Annotated in this window: 20 protein-coding genes; 13 read left to right on the top strand and 7 right to left on the bottom strand. The window is 65.4% G+C overall.

The annotated features are described in order from the left end of the window. The first annotated feature begins 12 nt into the window (after positions 1-12). A complete protein-coding gene (locus WH367_RS06430) occupies positions 13-795 on the top strand; it encodes an HAD-IIB family hydrolase (RefSeq protein WP_339534930.1) in 783 nt (260 codons plus the stop codon). Positions 796-900: 105 nt separating this feature from the next. On the opposite strand, the gene WH367_RS06425 is transcribed toward WH367_RS06430, so the two are convergent. Continuing rightward, positions 901-1,332, bottom strand: a complete 432-nt coding sequence (locus tag WH367_RS06425) for a TonB family protein (protein WP_339516595.1) — start codon at positions 1,330-1,332, stop codon at positions 901-903. A 294-nt stretch (positions 1,333-1,626) separates the two neighbouring features. On the opposite strand from WH367_RS06425, the gene WH367_RS06420 reads away from it, so the two are divergent. After that, positions 1,627-3,069, top strand: coding sequence for an NAD-dependent succinate-semialdehyde dehydrogenase (locus WH367_RS06420; RefSeq protein ID WP_445228080.1), 1,443 nt, complete (start codon positions 1,627-1,629; stop codon positions 3,067-3,069). Between the two features lie 97 nt (positions 3,070-3,166). Here WH367_RS06420 and WH367_RS06415 read toward each other — a convergent pair whose 3' ends face one another. After that, entirely contained in the window at positions 3,167-4,120 is a 954-nt protein-coding gene (locus tag WH367_RS06415; RefSeq protein WP_339534926.1) for a lysylphosphatidylglycerol synthase transmembrane domain-containing protein, read from the bottom strand. Positions 4,121-4,132: 12 nt separating this feature from the next. Next, entirely contained in the window at positions 4,133-5,170 is a 1,038-nt protein-coding gene (locus WH367_RS06410; RefSeq protein ID WP_339516589.1) for a glycosyltransferase family 2 protein, read from the bottom strand. Positions 5,171-5,390: 220 nt separating this feature from the next. Here WH367_RS06410 and WH367_RS06405 point away from each other — a divergent pair, with 220 nt between their 5' ends. Genes WH367_RS06405 through WH367_RS06395 form a run of 3 tightly spaced genes read left to right on the top strand, consistent with a single transcriptional unit; the run spans position 5,391 to position 9,282 of the window. Continuing rightward, positions 5,391-6,938 (top strand): ArnT family glycosyltransferase, encoded by a 1,548-nt coding sequence (locus WH367_RS06405; protein ID WP_339534925.1) that lies wholly within the window; start codon positions 5,391-5,393, stop codon positions 6,936-6,938. Then, positions 6,935-7,945 (top strand): NAD-dependent epimerase, encoded by a 1,011-nt coding sequence (locus WH367_RS06400; protein WP_339534923.1) that lies wholly within the window; start codon positions 6,935-6,937, stop codon positions 7,943-7,945. Before WH367_RS06405 ends, WH367_RS06400 begins: the two co-directional genes overlap by 4 nt. After that, positions 7,942-9,282, top strand: coding sequence for a UDP-glucose dehydrogenase family protein (locus WH367_RS06395; protein ID WP_339534922.1), 1,341 nt, complete (start codon positions 7,942-7,944; stop codon positions 9,280-9,282). Before WH367_RS06400 ends, WH367_RS06395 begins: the two co-directional genes overlap by 4 nt. A gap of 84 nt (positions 9,283-9,366) precedes the next feature. Here the strand turns inward: WH367_RS06395 and WH367_RS06390 are convergent, their stop codons facing one another. The 3 genes from WH367_RS06390 to WH367_RS06380 form a co-directional block, all read right to left on the bottom strand. Beyond that, the gene (locus tag WH367_RS06390) at positions 9,367-10,863 is read right to left on the bottom strand and encodes an amino acid permease (RefSeq protein ID WP_021027109.1); all 1,497 of its coding nucleotides are present in this window, start codon (positions 10,861-10,863) and stop codon (positions 9,367-9,369) included. Between the two features lie 134 nt (positions 10,864-10,997). Continuing rightward, positions 10,998-11,858, bottom strand: a complete 861-nt coding sequence (locus WH367_RS06385; protein WP_339534920.1) for a D-hexose-6-phosphate mutarotase — start codon at positions 11,856-11,858, stop codon at positions 10,998-11,000. A gap of 156 nt (positions 11,859-12,014) precedes the next feature. Next, positions 12,015-13,115 (bottom strand): type II asparaginase, encoded by a 1,101-nt coding sequence (locus WH367_RS06380; RefSeq protein WP_052329993.1) that lies wholly within the window; start codon positions 13,113-13,115, stop codon positions 12,015-12,017. A gap of 418 nt (positions 13,116-13,533) precedes the next feature. Between WH367_RS06380 and WH367_RS06375 the strand changes: the two genes are divergently transcribed. Genes WH367_RS06375 through WH367_RS06365 form a run of 3 tightly spaced genes read left to right on the top strand, consistent with a single transcriptional unit; the run spans position 13,534 to position 16,144 of the window. Beyond that, positions 13,534-15,378 carry an ABC transporter ATP-binding protein gene (locus WH367_RS06375; RefSeq protein WP_339534919.1) on the top strand — a complete coding sequence of 615 codons (1,845 nt, stop codon included), beginning with the start codon at positions 13,534-13,536 and terminating at the stop codon, positions 15,376-15,378. Between the two features lie 8 nt (positions 15,379-15,386). Continuing rightward, complete coding sequence (locus WH367_RS06370; protein ID WP_021027113.1) at positions 15,387-15,662, top strand: DUF2164 domain-containing protein; 276 nt, start codon at positions 15,387-15,389, stop codon at positions 15,660-15,662. A 20-nt stretch (positions 15,663-15,682) separates the two neighbouring features. Continuing rightward, entirely contained in the window at positions 15,683-16,144 is a 462-nt protein-coding gene (locus WH367_RS06365; protein WP_339534916.1) for a nuclear transport factor 2 family protein, read from the top strand. Here WH367_RS06365 and WH367_RS06360 read toward each other — a convergent pair. After that, complete coding sequence (locus WH367_RS06360; RefSeq protein WP_339534914.1) at positions 16,134-16,799, bottom strand: TetR/AcrR family transcriptional regulator; 666 nt, start codon at positions 16,797-16,799, stop codon at positions 16,134-16,136. The two genes, WH367_RS06365 and WH367_RS06360, sit on opposite strands and share 11 nt — an antisense overlap. 145 nt (positions 16,800-16,944) lie before the next feature. Between WH367_RS06360 and WH367_RS06355 the strand changes: the two genes are divergently transcribed. From WH367_RS06355 to WH367_RS06335, 5 genes are read left to right on the top strand one after another with little or no spacing between them, the layout of a single operon-like run. After that, positions 16,945-18,291 (top strand): NAD(P)/FAD-dependent oxidoreductase, encoded by a 1,347-nt coding sequence (locus WH367_RS06355; protein WP_339534913.1) that lies wholly within the window; start codon positions 16,945-16,947, stop codon positions 18,289-18,291. Next, positions 18,288-19,040 carry a DUF1365 domain-containing protein gene (locus WH367_RS06350; RefSeq protein ID WP_339534911.1) on the top strand — a complete coding sequence of 251 codons (753 nt, stop codon included), beginning with the start codon at positions 18,288-18,290 and terminating at the stop codon, positions 19,038-19,040. Before WH367_RS06355 ends, WH367_RS06350 begins: the two co-directional genes overlap by 4 nt. After that, the gene (locus WH367_RS06345) at positions 19,037-20,308 is read left to right on the top strand and encodes a class I SAM-dependent methyltransferase (protein ID WP_339534909.1); all 1,272 of its coding nucleotides are present in this window, start codon (positions 19,037-19,039) and stop codon (positions 20,306-20,308) included. Before WH367_RS06350 ends, WH367_RS06345 begins: the two co-directional genes overlap by 4 nt. Then, complete coding sequence (locus WH367_RS06340) at positions 20,301-20,879, top strand: chalcone isomerase family protein (protein ID WP_339534907.1); 579 nt, start codon at positions 20,301-20,303, stop codon at positions 20,877-20,879. The genes WH367_RS06345 and WH367_RS06340 overlap by 8 nt, the downstream gene beginning before the upstream one ends. Before the next feature lie 12 nt (positions 20,880-20,891). Next, positions 20,892-22,181 (top strand): MFS transporter, encoded by a 1,290-nt coding sequence (locus tag WH367_RS06335; RefSeq protein ID WP_339534905.1) that lies wholly within the window; start codon positions 20,892-20,894, stop codon positions 22,179-22,181. Position 22,182 lies beyond the last annotated feature (1 nt).

Raw genomic sequence — 22,182 nt, 5'->3', positions numbered from 1 at the left:
GTTCCCCTCTCTATGCTAGCTTTGACCCAATGGCAGCCGACTGCCCCCATCCTCGGCCTGCTGACCGATATCGACGACACCCTGACAACAGAGGGCGCCGTCCCTGACAACGTGGTGCAGGCCATCGCTGCCCTCAAGGCCAAAGGTCTGGCCGTTATCCCCATCACCGGCCGGCCGGTGGGCTGGAGCAAGCCTTTTGCCGCCGCCTGGCCGGTGGATGCCATCGTCGCCGAGAACGGCGCCGTCGCGCTGCGCCACAATGCCAGCGGCGGGCTGGACAAGCTCTACCAGCAGGACGAGGCCACGCGCATCGCCAACTTTGCCAAGATGCAGGCGGTGCTCACGCAGATAGAGCAGACGGTGCCGGGGGCGCAGCGCGCTACCGATTCGGCCGGACGCGAATGCGATATTGCCGTGGACCACAGCGAGTTCACGCAAATGCCGCAGGCCGATATCGACCGCTGCGTGGCGCTGATGCAGGCAGCCGGCATGAATGCCACCGTCAGCTCCATCCACATCAATGGCTGGTTTGGCGGGCACAACAAGCTCGAAGGCGCGCGCTGGATCGTCAAGACCTTGTTCGGGCGCGATCTCGATGCGGAAATCGGCCAGTGGTGCTATATCGGCGACTCCACCAATGACCAGCTGATGTTCCAGCACTTCGACAACAGCTTTGGCGTGGCCAATATCGCGCGCTTTGTGCCCCAGCTACAGCACCTGCCGCGCTATGTGACGCGCGGCGAGCGTGGCGCTGGCTTTATCGAGTTGGCCGAGCGCATCTGCGCGCTGAAGTAAGCGCCTCGCCTACAAACTGATCGCTCCTCTACTGCAACAACGCCCGCGACACCTGAGGTGCAGCGGGCGTTTTGCCATGTGGAACGCGCGAAAGCGTGGTCTGTCTCAGGGCTTGAAGTCGAACTGCTGCTGCAGGATGACCTTCATCGGCTGGTTGTTCTTCATCGCGGGACGGTATTTCCACTGGCGCACCGCGCGCTCCACCTCGGTGGCCATGTCGCGGGAGGTGGTGGTCAAGGTCTTCACATCGCTGACGGCGCCATCGGTGTTGACGACGAACTGCACTCTCACGCTGGCCGGCTGGGGCTGGGCACCTGCGGGGTAGGGGAAGCGGGGCGATGCACCGGTCAGCAGCTGGGGCGCCGTGTCGCAGGCATTGCCGGCGCAGCCAGCTGCGGCAGGGGCCGCATTGGCGGCGGGGGCCGTGGTCGCAGCAGCGCCAGCATCAGGCGTGGGAGCCGGCGCATTGGTGGCGCAGCCTGCCAGCAATGCGGCAAGAACGGTGACAACGGCAGAACTGGTACGGATCAATGGCATGGTCTGAAGCTTCCAAAAGTCTCATGGTGGTGCGGCCCAGGCCACCCTGGCGTGCACAGGGCGCGGCGCAACAACGCTGCCCGCGCGGCAAACCCCATGTTTTACCACGGGCCTGCAGCTCTATTGTGGAGAAATCCGGTACATGCCCGCCCCAGCATGTCGAAATTGCCTTGCGCGACTACGCACACCGGCACGAACGGTTAGGATTTGCAGTTGTTCGCCCGCAGCCATCCATTGGCTGCCCGCGACGGCCCGACCACTGGATACCTCCAAGACACGCAAGGAAAAATGGCAATGACCGCTGCATATCCGGATACCCGACTGCTGATCAACAACGAATGGTGCGATGCCTCCGACGGCAAGACCATCGACGTGGTGAACCCTGCCACGGGCAAGCCCATTGGCAAGGTGGCCCACGCTACCAAGAAAGACATGGACCGTGCATTGGAAGCCGCGCAGGCGGGTTTCCTGGTCTGGCGTGCCACCCCCGCGATCGAGCGCGCCAACATCATGCGCCGTGCCGCTGGCCTGCTGCGTGAGCGTGCCGAGCAGATCGGCCGCCTGCTGACCCAGGAACAAGGCAAGCCTTTTGCCGAAGCCAAGGGCGAAGTGCTGGCCGGTGCCGGCATCATCGAATGGTTTGCCGATGAAGGCCTGCGCGTCTACGGCCGCATCGTGCCCGCCCGCGTGCCCAATGTGCAGCAGCTGGTGATCAAAGAGCCGGTCGGCCCCATCGCCGCGTTCACGCCCTGGAACTTCCCGGTCAACCAGGTGGTGCGCAAACTCGGCGCTGCACTGGGCACCGGTTGCTCCTTCCTGGTGAAGGCCCCTGAAGAAACCCCCGCCTCGCCTGCCGCGCTGCTGCAGTGCTTTGTGGACGCCGGCCTGCCCAAGGGCGTGCTGGGTCTGCTGTTTGGCTCGCCTTCCGAGATCTCCGAGTACCTGATCCCCCACCCGATCATCCGCAAGGTGACCTTCACCGGCTCGACCATCGTGGGCAAGCAGCTGGCCGCATTGGCCGGCGCCCACATGAAGCGCGTGACCATGGAGCTGGGCGGCCACGCCCCGGTGATCGTCGCCGACGACGCCGATGTGGAACTGGCCGTCAAGGCCACGGCAGCTGCCAAGTTCCGCAATGCCGGCCAGGTCTGCATCTCGCCCACCCGCTTCCTGGTGCACCGCGATGTGAAGGACGCCTTTGTCAGCGCCTTCGTCAAGCATGCCGAGAGCCTGAAGCTGGGTGATGGCCTGACCGATGGCACCACCCTGGGCCCGCTGGCCAATGCCCGCCGCCTGACTGCCATGGCCCAGGTCGTCGAAGACGCCGCTGCCAAGGGCGCCAAGGTCGCCACCGGTGGCGCACGCGTGGGCAGCGAAGGCAACTTCTTCGCGCCCACCATCCTGGCCGATGTGCCGATGAACGCCTCGGTATTCAATGACGAGCCCTTTGGCCCGATCGCCGCGATCCGCACCTTTGAAAAGCTCGAAGACGCGATCACCGAAGCCAACCGCCTGCCATTTGGCCTGGCTGCTTACGCCTACACCCGTTCGTACAAGAACGTGCAGCTGCTGTCGAACCAGATCGAAGCGGGCATGGTCTGGATCAACCAAGCCGCGACGCCAACAGCCGAGTTCCCCTTCGGCGGCGTGAAGGATTCGGGCTACGGCAGCGAAGGCGGCCCCGAAGCCATGGAGGCTTACCTGAACTCCAAGGCCGTGTCGATCACCGCCGTGTAAAGACCGTCCCAGGGCCTGTGCGCAGGCCTTGGGCACAAAAAAAGCAAGTCTGCGGACTTGCTTTTTTCTTGGGCGCCACCCTCAGGCCGCGCAGGATTCAGGATGCTGCATCCGCCTCGCGCTCGCGCCGGCTGGGCAGGCCAAAGGCTACGGCGCCCAGCGCGCCCTGGACCAGCGCATACACGCCATAGATCAGCCCCACGCCGACGGCCAAGGCCGCTGGCACACCAAAGGGCGCCAGCGCCGCCGCACTGGCCGCCTCACGCGTGCCCCAGCCGCCCACGCTGACCGGCAAGGCCGCCATCAGAAAAATGGGCGCCATCGCAAAGGCCCAGGCGGCCAAGTCCAGATGGATGCCCAGCGCCAGCCCGCCCAGCGCCAGGGCTGCGGCGGACAGCAACTGCACCAGCGCCGATGAACCCGCCTGCACGAGCATCTGGCGGTTAAAGTCCGGGCGCGCAGCGGCCTGCAGCAGGGGCTGCAACCAGCCCGGCAGGCTGGCCGCCTGGCGCCGGCCCAGCCACCACAGCAGCAGCCAGGGCAAAGCAATCCAGAGGGCGGTGCCCAGCAGCATCAAAACCTGCAGCGCCGCCGGAGAAATACGCAGCACGGGCGCCAAGGCGTTGGCGGACAGCGCCGCGCCGATGGCGCCAATGGCGCAGAGCATCCACAGACCGCTGAAGCGGTCCAGCAGCACCGACAGCGAAGCAGCGGCCTTGCCCTGGCCACTGCGCTGCAGCACCACGGCGCGGTAAACATCACCGCCCACCACGGCGCCGGGCAGCAGGGCATTGAGGCCAATCGCCTGGAAATACCAGCGCAGCGCATCGGGCCAGCGCATCGGCGCGCCCAGCCACTGCGCCAGCGCACGCCAGCGCCAGGCAGACACCACGTTCGATGCGATGGCCGCCGCCAGCCCCGCCAGCAGCCAGCGCCCATCGGCCGCACGCAGCCGGGCCCAGAGGGCCGCAGGGTCGGCAAAATACGCGACGGCGCCCAGCAAAGCGGCGCCACACAAGGCCTTGATGCAGGCTTTTTGTGTACGGTTCACACCAAGGGGCGCTTAAATGTGGGAAGCGGCAGCGGGCTGCACAGCTTGCGCGCGTGCAGCATGGGCATCCAGGCGCACCATGCGGGGGGTCTCACCGGTCTCGTCGATCACATAGTCGTCCGCATAGTACTGGCGGCCACCGCCGGACTCGTAGTAGATGCGGGTCAGCAGCTCGCCGATCAGGCCGGCGGCGACAAAGGTCATGCCCATCAGCACCAGCATCACGCCAATGATCAGCAAAGGCCGGCCGCCAATGCTCTCACCCATCAGCTTGACGATGAACAGATAGGCCAGGATCAGAAAGCCGGGGGTGGCCAGCCACAGGCCCAGGCCGCCAAAGGCGTGCAGCGGGCGCTGGCGGTAGCGCATCAGGAAGACCATCAGGATCAAGTCCAGAATCACGCGGAAGGTGCGGTCAATGCCGTACTTGGAGACCCCGGCCGTGCGGGCATGGTGGCGCACCGGCACTTCGGTGATGCGGGCACCGGCATCGCGCGCCAGCGACGGGATAAAGCGGTGCAGCTCGCCGTAGAGGTGCACGCGGTCGATGATGTGGCGGCGGTAGGCCTTGAGCGCGCAGCCATAGTCGTGCAGCTGCACGCCGGTGGCATTGGAGATCAAACGGTTGGCAATCTTGGAGGGCAGCTTGCGCGAGATCGCCGCATCCTGGCGGTCCTTGCGCCAGCCCGAGACCATGTCCACACTCGGGTCGGTCTCCAGGCGGTTGAGCAGCAGGGGGATGTCGTCGGGCTCGTTTTGCAGGTCGGCATCCAGGGTCACCACATAGCGGCCCTGCACCCGGTCAAAACCGGCCTGCAGCGCGCTCGATTGGCCGTAGTTGCGCGCCAGGATCACCGGGCGCAGCCAGGGCCGCGTGGCAGCCAGCTCCAGCAGGCGCTTGGCGCTATCGTCCTTGGAGCCATCGTCGACGGCAATCAGCTCATAGCTCAGCGGCTGCGAGCGCATGGCCGCGTCAATCCGGTCGACCAGGGCGATCAGATTGTCGAACTCGTTGTAGATGGGGACGACGATGGAAACAGCAGGAGACATAGAGGGCACATTGCAAAAAGCCGCTCAAACAGGCGGCTGGACCGAGACCGGAACCGGCATGCGGCGCAGCCCAACCGGGGTTGGCGACTCTTGTGGCATTGGTAAAACAGTGGTCGCCTATACTACCTGATCCGCTCTTTCCTCTGCTGCTGATGCGACAGGCTGGTGCCGCGCCTTGGGGCTGCGGGCCCTGTATGCACCAGCATTTCGTGTTTCTGCCATGACCTCTGCGTCCCCCTCCCCCGCCAAAGATTGGCAGTCCCAGCTCTACCGCCACCCGCTGGCCTGGGTGCTGGTGCTGGCCTGTGCGCATGTCATCTCGCGGGTGGCCATCTCGGACGGCATGAAATGGGACGAATCCGAACAAATCCTCTGGTCCCAGCAGTTCCTGCTGGGCTATGGCGCCCAGCCGCCCGCCTACAGCTGGCTGCAATGGCTGGTGGGCCAGTTGCTGGGGCCCACGGTGCTGTCGCTGTCGCTGGTCAAGCACAGCCTGATCGTGCTCACCTATGTGCTGGCCTGGCAAACCGGCCGCGCGCTGCTGCCGGCCAAGGGCGCCTTCTGGGTCGCCGGCGGCCTGCTGCTGATGCTGCCCTTTGGCTGGGACAGCGTGCGCGACCAGACCCACACCATCTTGGTCACCGCAATGGCCTTTGGCGCCTGGTGGATGGCCCTGCGCCAGGTGCGCGCGCCAGCTTTGGTCAATTTTGTCGGCCTGGGCATTTTCTGCGGCGTGGGCATGCTGGCCAAGTACAGCTTTGCGATGCTGATCGGCGTGTTTGCCGTGGCCGCCTTCAGCGTGCCCCAGGTGCGCCGCGCGCTGCTGGGCCGGGGCTGGTGGCTCGCGCCGCTGATTGGCCTGCTGATCTTTGCGCCGCACGGCTTTTGGCTGCTGCAGCACTGGCGTGAGGCCACGACCGAGACCATCCACAAGATGGACATCTCCACCCAGGTCTCCCACCTCAAGGGCCTGGGCGCACTGGCGACCGCCGTGTTCTCGACCCTGGGGCTGTGGCTGCTGGTCAGCCTGGCCAGCTACCGCAGCCGTTTGTGGAAGGCTGACCCCACCCCATTGCCCGCCGCAGATCTCGCTACACCTGAATGGCGCATCTGGGCCTGGCCGCTGCTGTGGCGCTACCTGGCGCTGGTGTTTGCGATCCTGGTGGGCATGGTGCTGGTAGGCGATGTCAGCAGCTTCAAGCAGCGCTGGGTGCTGCCGCTGACGGCCGTGGCACCTCTGGCCCTGTATGTTTGGCGTCCGCGCCTGCTGGCCGATGGCGTGGGCCGGGGCTACACCACCACGGTGCTGGTGTTTGCGCTGGTCTTTCTGACCTTGGCAACGGTGCGCCCCTGGCAGTCCAACCTGCGCAAGGACCCCGACGAGCTCAACCACCCCGTCGCGCAGCTGAGCGCCGCGCTGGCGGCTGCGGGCTATGACGGCCAAGGCGTCATCGTCGGCTCGGACAATATGGTCGCTGCCATGCTGCGCTCGCGCAATCCCGGGGCCTATGCCACGGCCTGCACGGCCGAGTTTGGCCGCATGGCCGACTGCCTGGCTCAAGCCCGCGCCAAGGCCGCGCACACCGGCCGCGGCCTGCTGTACATTGCCCGCATGGACAAGGCCACACCCGCCTGGTGGGAGCCGGTGCTGGCTGCGGCGCCCGGCGCGTCCGTGCAAGATCTGACCCTTCCGTTTTCCCATATGCGTGCCAGCACGCCACCCATGCACTACCAATTTGTGTGGCTGCCCGCACCCATCACACCATGAAACCTGTTCTCGTCACCGGCGCTGCCGGTTTTATCGGCATGCATTGCGCCTTGCGCCTGCTGGAGCGCGGCCTGCCCGTTGTTGGCATCGACAACCTCAACAGCTACTACGATGTTGCGCTCAAAGAGGCCCGGCTCGCGCAGCTGCAAAGCCATCCCCACTTCCGCTTTATCCAGCTCGATCTGGCCGACCGCGCCGGCATGGCCGCGCTGTTTGATGAGGTGCAACCCCAGCGCGTGCTGCACCTGGCCGCCCAGGCAGGGGTGCGCTACTCCATCGACCAGCCCGACGACTACACGGATGCCAACCTGCTGGGCTTTGGCCATGTGCTGCAGGGCTGCCGCAAGCACCAGGTGGCGCACCTGGTCTATGCCAGCAGCTCCAGCGTCTACGGTGGCAATGCCAAGATGCCTTATGCCGAGAGCGATGCGGTGGACCACCCGATCAGCTACTACGCGGCCACCAAGAAGGCCAACGAGCTGATGGCCCACACCTACTCGCACCTCTACCAGATGCCCACCACCGGTCTGCGCTTTTTCACGGTCTATGGGCCCTGGGGCCGGCCGGACATGGCCTTGTTCAAGTTCACCAAGGCGATCCTGGCGGGCGAGACCATCGATGTTTACGGCAATGGCCAGCTGGTGCGCGATTTCACCTTTATCGACGACATCGTCGAAGGCATTCTGCGCGTGCTGGACAAACCCGCCACGCCCGATGCCAGCTATGATCCTCTGCAGCCCAACCCGGGCACCAGCACCGCGCCCTACCGCATCTTCAATATCGGCAACAGTCAGCCCACCGTGCTGATGGACTACATCGCCGCGCTGGAGTCTGCCCTGGGCATGCAGGCGAACAAGCGCATGCTGCCCATCCAGCCGGGCGACATGCACAGCACCTCGGCCGACACCCGGGCCTTGCAGGCCTGGGTGCAGTTCGCCCCTTCTTTCACTGTCACAGACGGAATCCAGCGCTTTGTCGACTGGTACCGCTCGTTCTACCGCGTATGAAAGTCACTGTTTTTGGAACCGGCTATGTCGGTCTTGTTCAAGGCGCTGTGCTGGCCGATGTCGGCCACCAGGTGCTCTGTGTCGATGTCGATGCCGCCAAGGTCGCCGCGCTGCAGGCCGGCCAGATCCCCATCCATGAGCCGGGCCTGGACAAGCTGGTCACCAGCAACCATGCCAACGGCCGCTTGCGCTTTACCACCGATGCAGCGCTGGGCGTGGCGCACAGCGAGGTCATCTTTTTAGCAGTGGGCACGCCCCCTGACGAAGACGGCAGCGCCGACCTGCAGTATGTGCTGGCCGTGGCCCGCACCATTGCCCGGCACATGGATGGCCCGCGCATCGTCATCAACAAATCCACCGTGCCGGTGGGCACGGCCGACAAGGTACGCGCCGTCATTGCCGAGGGCCTGGCAGCTCGCGGCGCCAGCCACGGTTACGACGTGGTCTCCAACCCGGAATTCCTCAAGGAAGGCGCGGCCGTGGCCGACTGCCAGCGGCCCGACCGCATCATCATCGGCACCAGCAACCCGGCGTCAGAGGCGCGGCTGCGCGAGCTGTATGCGCCCTTCAACCGCAACCACGACAAGATCGTGGTGATGGATGTGCGGAGTGCCGAGCTGACCAAGTACGCCGCCAATGCGATGCTGGCCACCAAGATCAGCTTCATGAACGAGATCGCCAACCTGGCCGAGCGCCTGGGCGCCAATGTGGAAGCGGTGCGCCGCGGCATTGGCAGCGATCCGCGCATTGGCTACCACTTTATCTACCCCGGTGTGGGTTATGGCGGCAGCTGCTTCCCCAAGGATGTGAAGGCCCTGGTGCGCACCGCCGAGGAGATCGGCTTTGATCCCCTGCTGCTCAACGCTGTCGAAGCCCGCAACGAAGCCCAGCGCAACGTGCTGTTCGAGCGCATCAGCGCCTTCTACGGCGGCCAGTTGCAGGGCAAGACGATTGCGCTGTGGGGCCTGGCCTTCAAGCCCAATACCGACGACATGCGCGAGGCGCCCAGCCGCAACCTGCTCGAAGCGCTGTGGGCTGCAGGCGCCCGCGTGCAGGCCTATGACCCCGTCGCCATGCAGGAAGCCCAGCGCATCTATGGTGAGCGCAGCGACCTGGTGCTGGTTGCCGACCCCGAGGCCACCCTGCAGGGCGCCGACTGCCTGGCCATCGTCACCGAGTGGCAGATCTTCCGCGCGCCCGATTTTGGCCAGCTGGCCCAGAGCCTGCGCGACCGCATGATTTTTGACGGCCGCAACCTCTATGACCCGGCCCTGGTGGCCGGTTATGGCCTGGGCTATGTGTCGATTGGCCGCCAACCGGTGCCACGCAGCGAATAAGGCCGCTGGCGATCAACCACAAAAAAAGCGAGTCCTCGGACTCGCTTTTTGCTATCTACGGGCCACCCAGAGTAGACAGCCGATTTACTTCACGCTCTCCACCTGGCCATCAAAACGCATATCGGCATAGGCCACGGTGCGGCTGCCTTTGGCCCAGCGGTAGCCCCACCAGATCAGCAGGAACACCGGCAGACCGATATAGGTGGCGACCACGCCGCCCCAGTCGATATGGTCCTTCAGGAAGGCCTCGTAGTTCTGGCCCAGGGTGATGACCAGGCAGAGCACAAACGCAAAGATGGGACCAAACGGGAACCAGGGCGAGACATAGGGCAGCTGCGACACATCATGGCCCTGCGCCAGAAAGCCCTTACGGAAGCGGTAGTGGCTGATGGCAATGCCCAGCCAGGCGATAAAGCCGGTCATGCCCGAGAGGTTGAGCAGCCACAGGTAGACGGTCTGCGGGCTGAACAAAAAGCTGAAAAAGCACAGCCCGGCCATCACCGTGGTCGCCAGCAAGGCCATCACCGGCACGCCATGGCGCGAGAGGCGGCCAAAAATGCGCGGCGCCATGCCCTGGCAAGCCAGCGTGTAGAGCATGCGGGTGGAGGCATACATGCCCGAGTTGCCGGCCGACAGCACCGAAGTCAGCACCACGGCATTCATGATGACGGCCGCCGACAGCAGGCCCGCCTTCTGGAACACCAGCGTGAAGGGGCTGACGCTGATATCGCCGATGTCATTGCGCAGCAGATGCGGGTCGGTGTAGCTCACCAGCGAGCCGATCACCGCAATCGCCAGCACATAGAACAGCAGAATGCGCCAGAACACCTGGCGCACCGCGCGCGGAATGTTCTTGGCGGGGTTCTCGGACTCGGCCGCCGCAATGCCGATGAGCTCGGTGCCCTGAAAGGAGAAGCCCACGATCATCGCCACACCGATCAAGGCCGCAAAGCCACCGGCAAACGGCGCATCGGCCACCTGCCAGTTGGCGATGGCGCCCCAGACACCGTCCGTCGGGCCGCCGCGCAAAATGCCAAAAATCATCGCCACGCCCAGCGCGATGAAGACCAGCACCGTCGTCACCTTGATCGCGGCAAACCAGTACTCGGCCTCGCCAAAGCCGCGCACCGAGATGGCATTGAGGGCCACCATCAGCAGCAGGAACAGTGCGCTCCACCAGTAGCCCGGCACATCGGGGAACCAGTAGGCCATCACCAGCTGCGAGGCCACCAGATCGACCGCAATCGTGATCGCCCAGTTGTACCAGTAGTTCCAGCCCAGCGCGAAGCCAAAGCCCTCGTCCACATAGCGCGCGCCATAGGTGGCAAACGAGCCCGACACCGGCATGAAGGCCGCCAGCTCGCCCAGGCTGGTCATCAAAAAGTAGACCATCAGGCCGATGACGCCATAGGCCAGCAGCGCACCGCCGGGCCCCGCCTGCGCAATGGTGGCGCCCGAGGCCACAAACAGCCCCGTGCCGATGGAGCCACCGATGGCGATCATCGACAAATGGCGCGCCTTGAGATCACGGCGCAGTTCATTGACTGGCGCGGAAGAAGAGGAAGACCCAGAACCCGGCATAAACAAAAAAGCATGGCCACAAGCGCCATGCCGACAATGACAAGGCCGCCATTATCGGGTTTTCCCCTGGTCTGCGGTAGTGGCCGCCCACAATTCCGCCACAGCGCTTGTGTTTCCAGCTAGCTGGCCAAGTCTCAGGCCAGGGTCAGGGTCTGGCTGATCGACCATTGCTGGCCCGGCGCCAGCAGCACCGGCGTGTCGATGCTGGCCGCCTCCACACACAGCATCTGGCGCCAGCCGTCATCGGGCATATCGGCCAGGCTGTGGCTCAGCAACACGCCCGGGTTCCAGACGACGATTTCGCTGGCCGTGCTGCTGTGGCGAATTTCCAGCCTGCGGCCGGCGGGCACATCGGGCTGCTGCAGCTGCAACGCTGCGCCCGGCGCGGAGAACACCCGGTCAAAGCCCTGCTCGGTGGTCGCGGCAAATCCCACATCGCCCGGCGGCTGCACAAAGCGGGTGTCCGCCAGCGCATCCCAGCAGGCCAGGCCCTGCAGGCCGGACAACCGCGTTTGCGCCACATCGTCCACCTGCAGGTAGCTGTGCAGCGCGCAGGTCATGGACCAGGCGACCTGGTCGGTGTTCTGCACATCGAGGCGAATCGACAGGCTCCCCGCCTGCACGCCAATGCGCAAGCGCGCATCAAAGGCATGGGGCCAAAAGGCCCGCGTGGCCTCGCTGTCCGTCAGCTGCATGACGATGCCGGCTTCATCGGCCTCCCGCATCTGCCAGGGCAGGTTGCGTGCAAAGCCATGCTTGGGCAGCGGCCCGCGCGTGTTGAACTGCGGAAAGCAGACCGGCACGCCGCCGCGAATCGCCGCCTGGCCATCGCGCTGGCTGGCCGGGCTCAGGTAGAAGTGCTCGCGGCCACCGGCCGTCTTCCAGGACAGCAGCTGCGCGCCCTGCTCGGCCACCACGGCCGACGAACCATCGGCCCACTGGGCACACCAGGCGGCAAAGCCTTCGTAGCTGATTCGGGTCCACGTATGCGCCATCTTTTTTGCTCCTCTAAATGCAGCGATTGTGACATTGGCAGCGGGCCCCACTGCCGCTGGCGAGCCATACAGCGGACAGCAAAAAGGACAGCCGCAGCTGTCCTTGGTAGATACCTATTGAAGCCACTGCCCCACCTCAGCCGGGCATGCTGGCGATCAATATTCCCAGAAAATGCGCTGGATTTCCTTGGGGTCGTTGGTCTTGGTCAGCGCCAGCGCTGCCAGCAAGCGGGCTTTCTCAGGGCGCAGGTCATGCGCAACCACCCAGTCATACTTGTCATCGGGCTGCTCTGCATTGCGCAGCACAAAGCCATAAGGCACGCGCGCCGAGCGGATCACCTGCACGCCCTTGCTGCGCGCTTCCTGCAGTGCGGGGACGATGCGGTCGGCCACCGAGCCATTGCCGGTGCCGGCATGCACGATCGCCTTGGCGCCGGTGCCGACAAAGGCATCAATCGCGGTGCGCGGCACATTGCCGTAGCTGTAGACCACTTCGACAGCAGGCAGGCTGGAGATGGTGTCGATGTTGAACTCGGACTGCATCGTGTGGCGCTTGATCGGCGCACGGAACCAGTAGTTCTTGCCTTCCACCACCATGCCCAGCGGGCCCCACTGGCTTTGGAACGCGCTGGTCTTGATGTTCACATCCTTGTTCACATCACGCGCGGTCTGGATTTCGTCGTTCATCGTCACGACCACGCCCTTGCCCTCGGCATCCTTGGACGCTGCCACGCTCACGGCGTTGACCAGGTTCAGCGCGCCATCGGCCGACAGCGCGGTGCCGGGGCGCATCGAGCCCACGACCACGATGGGCTTGTTGGTGTGCACCGTCAGGCTCAGGAAATAGGCCGTCTCGGCCAGCGTGTCGGTGCCGTGGGTGATGACCACGCCATCCACATCGGGCTGCTTGACCAGCGCGGAGACGCGCTTGGCCAGCACCAGCAGGTTGTCGTTGGTAAAGCTCTCGGAGGCAATCTGGAAGACCTGCTCACCGCGCACCTGGGCCACCTTGGACAGCTCAGGCAGGCCGGCGAGCAGCTTGTCCACCGGCACCTTGGCGGCGCTGTAGGTGGCGCTGTTCATTGCCGATGCACCGGCGCCGGCAATCGTGCCGCCGGTGGCCAGCACGACCACATTGCGCTGGCCTTGTTGTGCCACCTGAGGCGCAGCCGCTGGCGCTGCAGCAGGTGCGGCGGCAACGGCAGGGGCCGCTGCTGCGGCTTGGGTGTTTTGGGGGCCGCTGGCGCAAGCGCCCAGGCTCAGCGTGACCGCCAGGGTCACAGCACTCAGTGCGGGAAGCCGCCAGCGGGACGCTTGGGACACCTGCAGCATTGTTGTCGATTTGTGTGGCATCAGTAGCACCTCGTGTCAAAAGCCGCTATCTTAGAAACTGTGTGCGGGCTGCGCATTGGTGAACACACCTATGGTTTTTTGCAAGCCCATAGGCTGCAAGATTGACGCCCAGGTGACGATTCGCCGACACAAAGACACCCGCCCCTCTAGGGCTATGTTGGCCACCCGCCAAGGGGGTCGCAGCCGCCGCTAGACTTGCCGGATCGGGGTTGTTACCACTGTCAATATCAACAGTTTCTAAGCTGCTTACCATGCAGCACCGGGGCAGGCCAAGCAACTTTTCAAAGACCCAAGGCCCAGCCCCATTGCAGGAGATCAGTGCATGTTTTCGTTTTTCGAGCGGCGGGTGCCGCCCTATCCCAGCGCCGAGCCCCAGGTTCCGCCCAAGGGGTTTTTTGCTTTCATGTGGGCCTGTACGCAGGGCATGCGGGGCTGGATCGGCCTGCTCACGGCCACCTCGGCGCTGCTGGCCATGTACGAGGCCATGCTGTTTGCGGTGATGGGCCATGTGGTCGATTGGCTGGCGACCATGTCGCCCAACAACTTCTGGGCCGAGCAAGGCCGCACGGCACTGGGCATTGCCGGCATCTTGCTGGGCAGCGTGCTGCTGCTGGCACTGCACACGCAGGTGATGCACCAGGTGCTGGCCATCAACTTCCCGATGCGGCTGCGCTGGGTCTTCCACCGCCTGATGCTGGGCCAGAGCATGTCCTTCTACGCCGACGAGTTTGCCGGCCGCATTACGACCAAGATCATGCAGACGGCGCTGTCCGTGCGCGAAGTGGTGTTCATGATCGTCGATGTGCTGGTGGGCGTGAGCGTCTACATGATCGGCATCCTGATCCTGGCGGCCAGCTTTGAGTGGCGGCTGATGCTGCCCTTCCTGCTGTGGCTGCTCGCCTATATCGGCGCCTGCTTCTACTTTGTGCCGCGCCTGGGCAAGATCGGCAAGGCCCAGGCCGATGCGCGCTCAATGATGACCGGCCGCGTGACCGACGCCTATACCAATATCGCCACCGTCAAGCTGTTCGCCCACACCAAGCGCGAGGCCGACTACGCCCGCAGCGCGATGGAAGCCTTCAAGCAGACCGGCCATGCACAGATGCGCCTGGTCAGCCTGTTCGAGATCACCAACCACCTGATGATCACGCTGCTGCTGCTGGGCGCCTCGGGCACCGCGCTCTACCTGTGGTTGAACGGCCAGGCCAGCGCCGGTGTGGTGGCCGCCGTGATCGCCATGGCCCTGCGCCTGATGGGCTATTCGCACTGGGTGATGTGGCAGATGACGGGCCTGTTTGAGAACGTGGGCACCATCCAGGACGGCATCAACACCTTGACCAAGCCGCGCAGCATCGTCGATGCCAGCGGTGCCAAGCCGCTGGTGGTGCAGCAAGGCCGCATCGAGTTCGACAACGTCAGCTTTGCCTACAAGGATGCCGGCCGCCCGGTCATCGACCAGCTCAACCTGACCATCAACCCGGGCGAGCGCATTGGCCTCATTGGCCGCTCGGGCGCCGGCAAGTCGACCCTGGTCAACCTGCTGCTGCGCTTCCACGACCTGGCCGGCGGCCAGATCCGCATCGATGGCCAGGACATTGCCAAGGTCACGCAAGACAGCCTGCGCAGCAATATCGGTATGGTGACGCAAGACACCTCGCTGCTGCACCGCTCGATGCGCGACAACATTCTGTATGGCCGCCCCGACGCCAGCGAAGAAGACATGCGCCGCGCCACCGAGCGTGCCGAGGCGTCCGACTTTATCGCCACGCTGAGCGACCGCTTTGGCCGCACCGGCTACGACGCCCAGGTGGGCGAGCGCGGCGTCAAGCTCTCGGGCGGTCAGCGCCAGCGCGTGGCCATTGCCCGCGTGATGCTCAAAGACGCGCCCATCCTGCTGCTGGACGAAGCCACCAGCGCGCTCGACAGCGAGGTCGAAGCCGCCATCCAGGAGAGCCTGGACAGCCTCATGCATGGCAAGACCGTCATCGCCATTGCGCACCGCCTGTCCACCATCGCCGCGATGGACCGCCTGATCGTCATGGACAAGGGCCAGATCATCGAGCAAGGCAGCCACCAGCAACTGCTCGCCCAAGGCGGCATCTATGCCAAGCTCTGGGCCCACCAGAGCGGCGGCTTCCTGGCCGAGCCGGTCGATGGACCTCTGTAAATCTGCATATGGCCATTGAACTCAAAAAGGACGTGCACGACCGTGCCGTCCAATCCATCGAACGCTACTTCGAGCAAACCCAGGGCGAGCGCATCGGCAATATGACTGCCGCCGCGCTGCTCGGCTTCTTCCTGAAGGAAATCGGCCCCAGCCTCTACAACCAGGGTGTGGCCGACGCCCAGGCCCGCCTGCACGAGCGCCTGCAGGAGCTCGACTATGAGGTGCATGAGGACGAGTTTGGCTACTGGAACAAGGCCAGCGGCAAGCGAGAATCACGGGGCTAGTCCCTCCTAGGAGCGCCACGATGTCTGCGATTTCCGATTCCGATGTCAGCGCCGCTGCGGTGCAGCGGCTGGTGGGCTTCTACGAGTCGCTCGCGCCCGAGAACCTCGCGCAGCTGGGCGACTACTACGCTGCAGATGCCTTTTTCAAGGACCCGTTCAACGAGGTGCGCGGCGTCGCGGATATCCGCGCCATTTTTGCGCATATGTTTGAGACGCTGCAGGAGCCGCGCTTCATCGTCACCCAGCAGCTGGTGCAGGGCGATCGGGCAGCCCTGGAGTGGGAGTTTCGCTTTCGCTTTCGCAGCTGGAACGCGCAAGCGCCCCAGTGCATCTACGGCGCCTCGTTGCTGCGCATCGATGCCCACGGGCGCGTGGCCCAGCACCGCGACTACTGGGACGCGGCAGAAGAGCTGTACGAGAAATTACCGGCAATTGGCCTGTTGATGCGCTGGCTGCGGCGCAACGCCTCGGTCAAGCGCTAGGGGCCGCACCAGGCGCCACCGCCGGCCCGGCCAGACCGTAAAAGGTGGTGCCCGTCACCCAGTCGATGATCTGGTCATCGCTGTACTGGCCCGAGTCCTTGAGCAGACCCAGCACCGGATCGCAGGCCCGGGCAAACAAGGTGTAGAGCACCAGCTCGGCGGGCAAGGCCGCTGGCAGCTGGCCGCGGGTCTGGGCCTCGGTGATCCAGATGCTCAGCCGGTTGCTCAGCGCAATCAGCCGGTCCATATAGGCATCGTTGGACTGCAGCGAGGCGCTGAGGTTGGAGTTTTGCGCGGGCAGCGACGGCATCTGCCCTTCCAGCTGGGTGCGCATGGCCCAGCGCACCACCGCCTTCAACTGCTCCAGCGCCGCGATCGGCTGGCCTGCTTCGGCCGCCGCATCGGCCGCGCTGCGCAAGCCATCGACAAAACCCAAGGCGCGGTCCAGCACCCCCACCATCGCAGCACCGGCCAATTCTTCCTTCGACGTGAACAGCTTGTAGAGGCTGGCCTTGGCCATGCCCGCCTCCGCCGCCACCTCATCGACGGTCATCGCGTCGTAGCCCTTGGTCGCGAGCAGGCGGTTTACCGCCGTCACGATGGCCTCTTCACGCACACGCTGTATTTGTTCCTTGATGGCAGACCGAGCATTCATGCCGCCATTTTATGACGTCGCAGGTCATGAAGAAGACTAAATGGTGCATTTTTGACATTTGTGGTTTATAGTGTGAACTCATCAGTTCAACAATTGATCTAGAAGGTTCAAACGTTTGGCTGTCGCATCTACAAGGGGTCCTTTCATGCAACGCATCGCTGTCATCGGATCGGGGATTTCTGGGCTGGCCGCTGCGGCCCACCTGGCCCGTTCGCAGACATCGCACCGGGTCTGCCTGCTGGAAGGGGGCAGCCATTTCGGCGGCCATGCCAACACGGTGGACCTGAGCCTGGATGGCATCACGCACGGCGTCGATACCGGCTTTCTGGTGTTCAACCACCGCACCTACCCCTTGCTGACCCAGCTCTTCCAAGACCTGGCGGTCGATACGGTGGCCTCCGAGATGTCGTTCTCGGTTCAGGTGCCCGGTGCCAACGGAGCATCTGCGCTGGAATGGAGCGGCCGCTCCCTCGCCAGCGTGTTTGCCCAAAAACGCAACCTGCTGCGCCCGCGCTTTTGGGGCATGCTGCGAGACATTGCCCGCTTCAACCGCCTGACCACCGAGATCGCAGAGCGCCAGGCCGAGGCCGAGATGACAGCCTCGATCGCTGCATTCCTGGACCAGCACCGCTTCTCCGCCGCGTTCCGCAGCGACTATCTGCTGCCGATGCTGGGCTGCATCTGGTCCTGCCCCACGGACCAGATGCTGCACTTCCCCATCGCCACGATGATTCGCTTCTGCCACAACCACGGCCTGATCCAGGTGCGCGACCGGCCGCAGTGGTACAGCGTGCGCGGAGGCTCACGCCAGTACGTGCGCCGCCTGCTGGCCCGTTTGACACAGGATGGCCGCCACGAGGCGCGCCTGAACACGCCAGTGCTAGGCCTGCAGCGCCACCCGCAGGGCGTCATGCTGCAGATGGCGCAGGGCTCCGAATGGTTTGATGCCGTGGTTCTGGCTTGCCACAGCGACCAGGCCTTGCGGCTGCTGGGCGACGGCGCCACGGCCGCTGAACGCGCGGTGCTCGGCAGCATCCGTTACCAGCCCAACGAGGCGGTCCTGCACACTGACAGCGCCGTGCTGCCCCGGCGCCAGGCGGCCTGGGCGGCCTGGAACTACGAGCGTGCCGCCGCGTCCAGCGCCGAGCAAGCGGGCGTCTGCCTGCACTACCTGATCAACCGGCTCCAGCCCTTGCCCTGGCAGCAGCCGGTAGTGGTGTCGCTCAACCCAGCGCGTCCGATTGCGGCAGACCAGGTACATGCCCGCATCCAGTACAGCCACCCGGTGTTTGACCAGGCAGCCATCGACGCCCAGCGCCAGCTGCCCCAGCTGCAGGGCCAGCTGCGCACCTGGTTTTGCGGCGCCTGGTGCGGCTATGGCTTCCACGAAGACGGGCTGCGGTCCGGCCTGGCGGCGGCCCAAAGCCTGTGCCAGTCGCTGGCCGGCGCAGCGCCACCCGCGCAGGCGCCGGCGCTGGAGGAGGCCGCATGAGCAACCGTTCGCTGATCGGCTTTGGCCACATCTGGCACCAGCGCCTGCGCCCGGTGGTGCATGCCTTCCGCTACCCCGGGTATTTCTTGCTGCTGCCCCTGCGCAGCTTGCGCGACCAGCCCGATGCCGTACTGCACCGCAACCGGCGCGGCCTGATCAGCTTTTATGACCGCGACCATGGCGACGGCAGCGCCGACTGCCTGGCCTGGTTTGACCAGCTGCTGCAGCAAGAAGGTATCGAGGACGCGGCCGGTGAGGTCTGGCTGCACACCTTCCCGCGTGTGCTGGGCTATGCCTTCAAGCCCGTCAGCTTCTGGTATGCGCACCGGGCAGATGGCTCGCTGGCGGCGGTGCTGGCCGAGGTCAACAACACCTTTGGCGAGCGCCATGCCTACTTGCTGGCCGGGCCCGATCTGGCCTGGGGCACGGAGCAGCTCGCGGCCAAATGCTTCCATGTGTCGCCGTTTTGCACGGTGCAGGGCGCATACCGCTTCCGCTTTGTGCGCAGCGACAGCCGCAACCTGGTGCAGGTCGACCTGCATGACGAGGCCGGCGCGCTGCTGCGCACCGGCGTCGCAGGCAGGCTGCAGCCTTTAACCCGTGCCACTGTGCGGCGCGCATTCTGGGGCATGCCCTTGATGACCTGGGGCGTCGTATTCCGCATCCACTGGCAGGCGCTGCGCCTCTGGCTCAAACGCCTGCCTTTCCACCGCAAACCCTCCGAGCCCAAGCGCTTCGTCACACGATGAACTCCACTACCGCCTCCCTGCCGAGCCCGTCCGCCCAAGCCGGACGCTCCATCCCCCGCAGCGCGCGCCAGGTACTGCAGCTGCTGGAACACCTGCCCCGCGGCCAGCTGGACCTGCAGCTGCCCGATGGGCAACTGCGGCACTTCAGCCAACAGCCCGCAGCGCAGGCCGATGCGCGCTGTGCCATCCAGGATTGGGAGGCGCTGGAGCGCGTGCAGCGCTCGGGCGACATCGGCCTGGCCGAAGGCTATATCAACGGCCAGTGGGACAGCCCCGACCTGAGCGCGCTGCTGCGTCTTTGCATCGCCAATCGCGACCACATGGAGCAGCTGGTGTACGGCCACTGGTGGGGCCGGCTGGGTTTTCGCCTGCGCCACCTGCTCAACCGCAACACCCGCTCGGGAAGCGCCCGCAATATCCATGCGCACTACGACCTGGGCAATGACTTTTACCGCCTCTTTCTCGACCCAAGCATGAACTACAGCGCCGCCTGGTTCGAGGGGCGCAGCGGCGCTGCGCTGGCCCAGGCCGATCTGCTGCAGGCCCAGCAGGCCAAGATGCGCCGGGCCTTGCAAGAAACCGGGCTGCAACCCGGCCAGCGCCTGCTGGAGATTGGTTGCGGCTGGGGTGCACTGGCCCAGACGGCGGCCACCGAGTTTGGTGCCCAGGTGACCGGGGTGACCTTGTCGCGCGAACAGCGCCAATGGGGTCTGGAGCGCATTGCGCAAGCGGGCCTGCAAGCCCAGGTCGATCTGCGCTACCAGGACTACCGCGATCTGGCTGCCCAGCACCAGTCGCAGCCCTTTGATGCCATCGTGTCCATCGAGATGTTTGAAGCGGTCGGCCAGGAGTACTGGCGCAGCTATTTCCAGTCGCTGCGCCAGTGCCTCAAGCCCGGTGGCTATGCCTGCGTGCAATCCATCACCTTGCGCGATGACCTGTTTGCGCGCTACCTGCGCTCGACCGATTTCATCCAGCAGTACATCTTCCCCGGCGGCCTGCTGCCCAGCGTCCAGGCCTTTGAGCGCGAAGCGCGCCGGGCCGGCTTGACCGTGGAGAAGAAGCTGCACTTTGGCAGCGACTATGCCGAGACGCTGCGGCGCTGGCGCCAGGCCTTTGAGCAGCAGCTCGATACCATCCGCGCGCAGGGCTTTGATGAACGTTTTGTGCGCATCTGGCGCTTCTACCTCGCCTACTGCGAGGCCTCGTTCGACATGGGCAACACCGATGTGGTCCAGTTCACATTGCGCAGGCCCGACCATGCCTGAACTCCGCCGACGCCAAGCCCTGGGCTGGGGCGCCCGCCTTCTTGCTCTCTCCATGACTGCCATGACCCACGACCTCCTCGCAGCCACGCCTGCCTCCCCTGCCCCTCCTGCTGAACTGGGCACGGCCTTGCCAGGCGCGCGCCTGGTCGGCACCGGTGTGCTGCGGTTTTTTGGGCTGCGGGTGTATGAGGCGCGCCTGTGGGCCGCTGCCGGCTTCAACCCGCTGGACTATGCGCGCCAGTCCTTTGCGCTGGAGCTGGTCTATGACCGCAAGCTCGAGGGCGAGGCCATTGCGGAGCGCTCCATCGCCGAGATGCGCCGGGTGGCGCCCTTCTCCGAAGAGCAGGGCCGCCAGTGGCTGCGCATGATGAAGCAGGCCTTTCCCGATGTGGTGGCGCAGGACCGATTGCTGGGTTTGAACGACGGAACAGGCAAGGTCGTTTTTCTGTACAACGGGCGCGAGACTGCCACCATTGATGACGCGCTGTACGCGCGCCTGTTCTTTGGCATCTGGCTGTCGGAGCAAAGCAGCGCACCGGCGCTGCGCGCTGCGCTGCTGGGCCAGGGCTGAGGGCTGTCCGCCATGAACGCCACCCCGGTGCAGCAAGCGCTTTCCTGGCGCACGGGGCTGGCCTATGGCGCGCTCGCGGCACCGCTGGCCTTTGTATCGCTGCCCTTGTATGTGACCCTGCCCCACTACTATGCGGCCGTGGCCGGCGCGCCGCTGGCCGGTTTGGGGGCTGTGCTGCTCGCCACCCGGGCCTTTGATGCGCTGCTGGACCCGGCGCTTGGCCGCCTGGCGGACCGCCTGCTGCAGCGCGGGCGGCACGCCGCCTGGCTGGCGGCGGCACTGGGCGGCCTCGCCATGGCCTTGGGGTTTTATGCGCTCTGGCACCCGCCCAGCAGCAACCCGTTCCAGATGCTGGGCTGGCTCGCCGGCTGCCTGCTGCTGAGCACCTTGGCCTATAGCGCGGTCACCATCCTGCACCAGACCTGGGGCACCCGCTGGGGCGGCCAGGCGGCCTGGCGCACGCAGGTAACGGCCTGGCGCGAGGGCGCCACCTTGCTGGGCGTGCTCACGGCCAGCGTCTTGCCCAGCCTGCTGGGCATGGATGCGACCAGCGTAGTACTGGTGGCAGCGCTCGGCTTGGGCTTGCTCGGCTTGTACTGGCTGCGCGATCCGCGCGCTGACGCTGCACATGCCAGCGCAGGGGCCGCACGGCGCGATGGCCTGTCCCAGGCGTCTCCCTGGGGCGATGCCGCCTTTCGCAGGCTGCTGTCCGTGTTCATGCTCAACGGCATTGCGGCGGCCATACCCGCCACGCTCTTGCCCTTCTTTGTCGTGGACCGGCTCCAGGCGCCCGCGCTGCTGCCGCTGTTTTTGCTGTGCTACTTTGCCGCTGCGGCCCTTGGCCTGCCGCTGTGGGTCAAAGCGGTGGCCCGCTGGGGCCTGGCGCCCAGCTGGCGCGCCGGCATGCTGGCCAGCGTCATTGCCTTTTTCTCAGCCTCCTTGCTGGGCCCGGGGGATGCCTGGGCTTTTGTGGCCATCTGCATCGCCAGCGGCCTGGCGCTGGGCGCCGACCTGGCAGTGCCCGGCGCGCTGCTCACGGGGGTGATCCACGAATCGGGCCATGGCGGATCGGGCGACGGGCGTTACCTGGGCTGGTGGGCCTGTGCCACCAAACTCAACCTGGCCCTCGCCGCCGGGCTCTGCCTGCCGCTGCTCGCCGTTGCCGGCTACCACAGCGGCAGCACCGCCCCTGCCGGTCTGAAGGCGCTGGCCTGGGCCTATGGCGGCCTGCCCTGCCTGCTCAAGCTGTTGGCCCTGGCCGCTCTCTGGCGCGCCGAGCGCCTGCAACCCTCCTGGAGGTAAC

Origin of the sequence: Comamonas sp. MYb21, from assembly GCF_037479395.1 — a bacterium.
Classification (GTDB): Bacteria; Pseudomonadota; Gammaproteobacteria; order Burkholderiales; family Burkholderiaceae_C; genus Comamonas.
The sequence above is the reverse complement of the archived record's forward strand: the minus strand, read 5'-3'. Positions and strand labels throughout refer to the sequence as shown.

Bases quoted from the DNA above. Each gene is read 5' to 3' on its own strand.
- WH367_RS06355 (WP_339534913.1), top strand. From the start codon at position 16,945: ATGCAACGCATCGCTGTCATCGGATCGGGGATTTCTGGGCTGGCCGCT.
- WH367_RS06420 (WP_445228080.1), top strand. From the start codon at position 1,627: ATGACCGCTGCATATCCGGATACCCGACTGCTGATCAACAACGAATGG.
- WH367_RS06425 (WP_339516595.1), bottom strand. From the start codon at position 1,332: ATGCCATTGATCCGTACCAGTTCTGCCGTTGTCACCGTTCTTGCCGCA.
- WH367_RS06410 (WP_339516589.1), bottom strand. From the start codon at position 5,170: ATGTCTCCTGCTGTTTCCATCGTCGTCCCCATCTACAACGAGTTCGAC.
- WH367_RS06370 (WP_021027113.1), top strand. From the start codon at position 15,387: ATGGCCATTGAACTCAAAAAGGACGTGCACGACCGTGCCGTCCAATCC.
- WH367_RS06365 (WP_339534916.1), top strand. From the start codon at position 15,683: ATGTCTGCGATTTCCGATTCCGATGTCAGCGCCGCTGCGGTGCAGCGG.
- WH367_RS06340 (WP_339534907.1), top strand. From the start codon at position 20,301: ATGCCTGAACTCCGCCGACGCCAAGCCCTGGGCTGGGGCGCCCGCCTT.
- WH367_RS06385 (WP_339534920.1), bottom strand. From the start codon at position 11,858: ATGGCGCATACGTGGACCCGAATCAGCTACGAAGGCTTTGCCGCCTGG.
- WH367_RS06405 (WP_339534925.1), top strand. From the start codon at position 5,391: ATGACCTCTGCGTCCCCCTCCCCCGCCAAAGATTGGCAGTCCCAGCTC.
- WH367_RS06395 (WP_339534922.1), top strand. From the start codon at position 7,942: ATGAAAGTCACTGTTTTTGGAACCGGCTATGTCGGTCTTGTTCAAGGC.
- WH367_RS06345 (WP_339534909.1), top strand. From the start codon at position 19,037: ATGAACTCCACTACCGCCTCCCTGCCGAGCCCGTCCGCCCAAGCCGGA.
- WH367_RS06335 (WP_339534905.1), top strand. From the start codon at position 20,892: ATGAACGCCACCCCGGTGCAGCAAGCGCTTTCCTGGCGCACGGGGCTG.
- WH367_RS06360 (WP_339534914.1), bottom strand. From the start codon at position 16,799: ATGAATGCTCGGTCTGCCATCAAGGAACAAATACAGCGTGTGCGTGAA.
- WH367_RS06350 (WP_339534911.1), top strand. From the start codon at position 18,288: ATGAGCAACCGTTCGCTGATCGGCTTTGGCCACATCTGGCACCAGCGC.
- WH367_RS06430 (WP_339534930.1), top strand. From the start codon at position 13: ATGCTAGCTTTGACCCAATGGCAGCCGACTGCCCCCATCCTCGGCCTG.
- WH367_RS06390 (WP_021027109.1), bottom strand. From the start codon at position 10,863: ATGCCGGGTTCTGGGTCTTCCTCTTCTTCCGCGCCAGTCAATGAACTG.
- WH367_RS06375 (WP_339534919.1), top strand. From the start codon at position 13,534: ATGTTTTCGTTTTTCGAGCGGCGGGTGCCGCCCTATCCCAGCGCCGAG.
- WH367_RS06400 (WP_339534923.1), top strand. From the start codon at position 6,935: ATGAAACCTGTTCTCGTCACCGGCGCTGCCGGTTTTATCGGCATGCAT.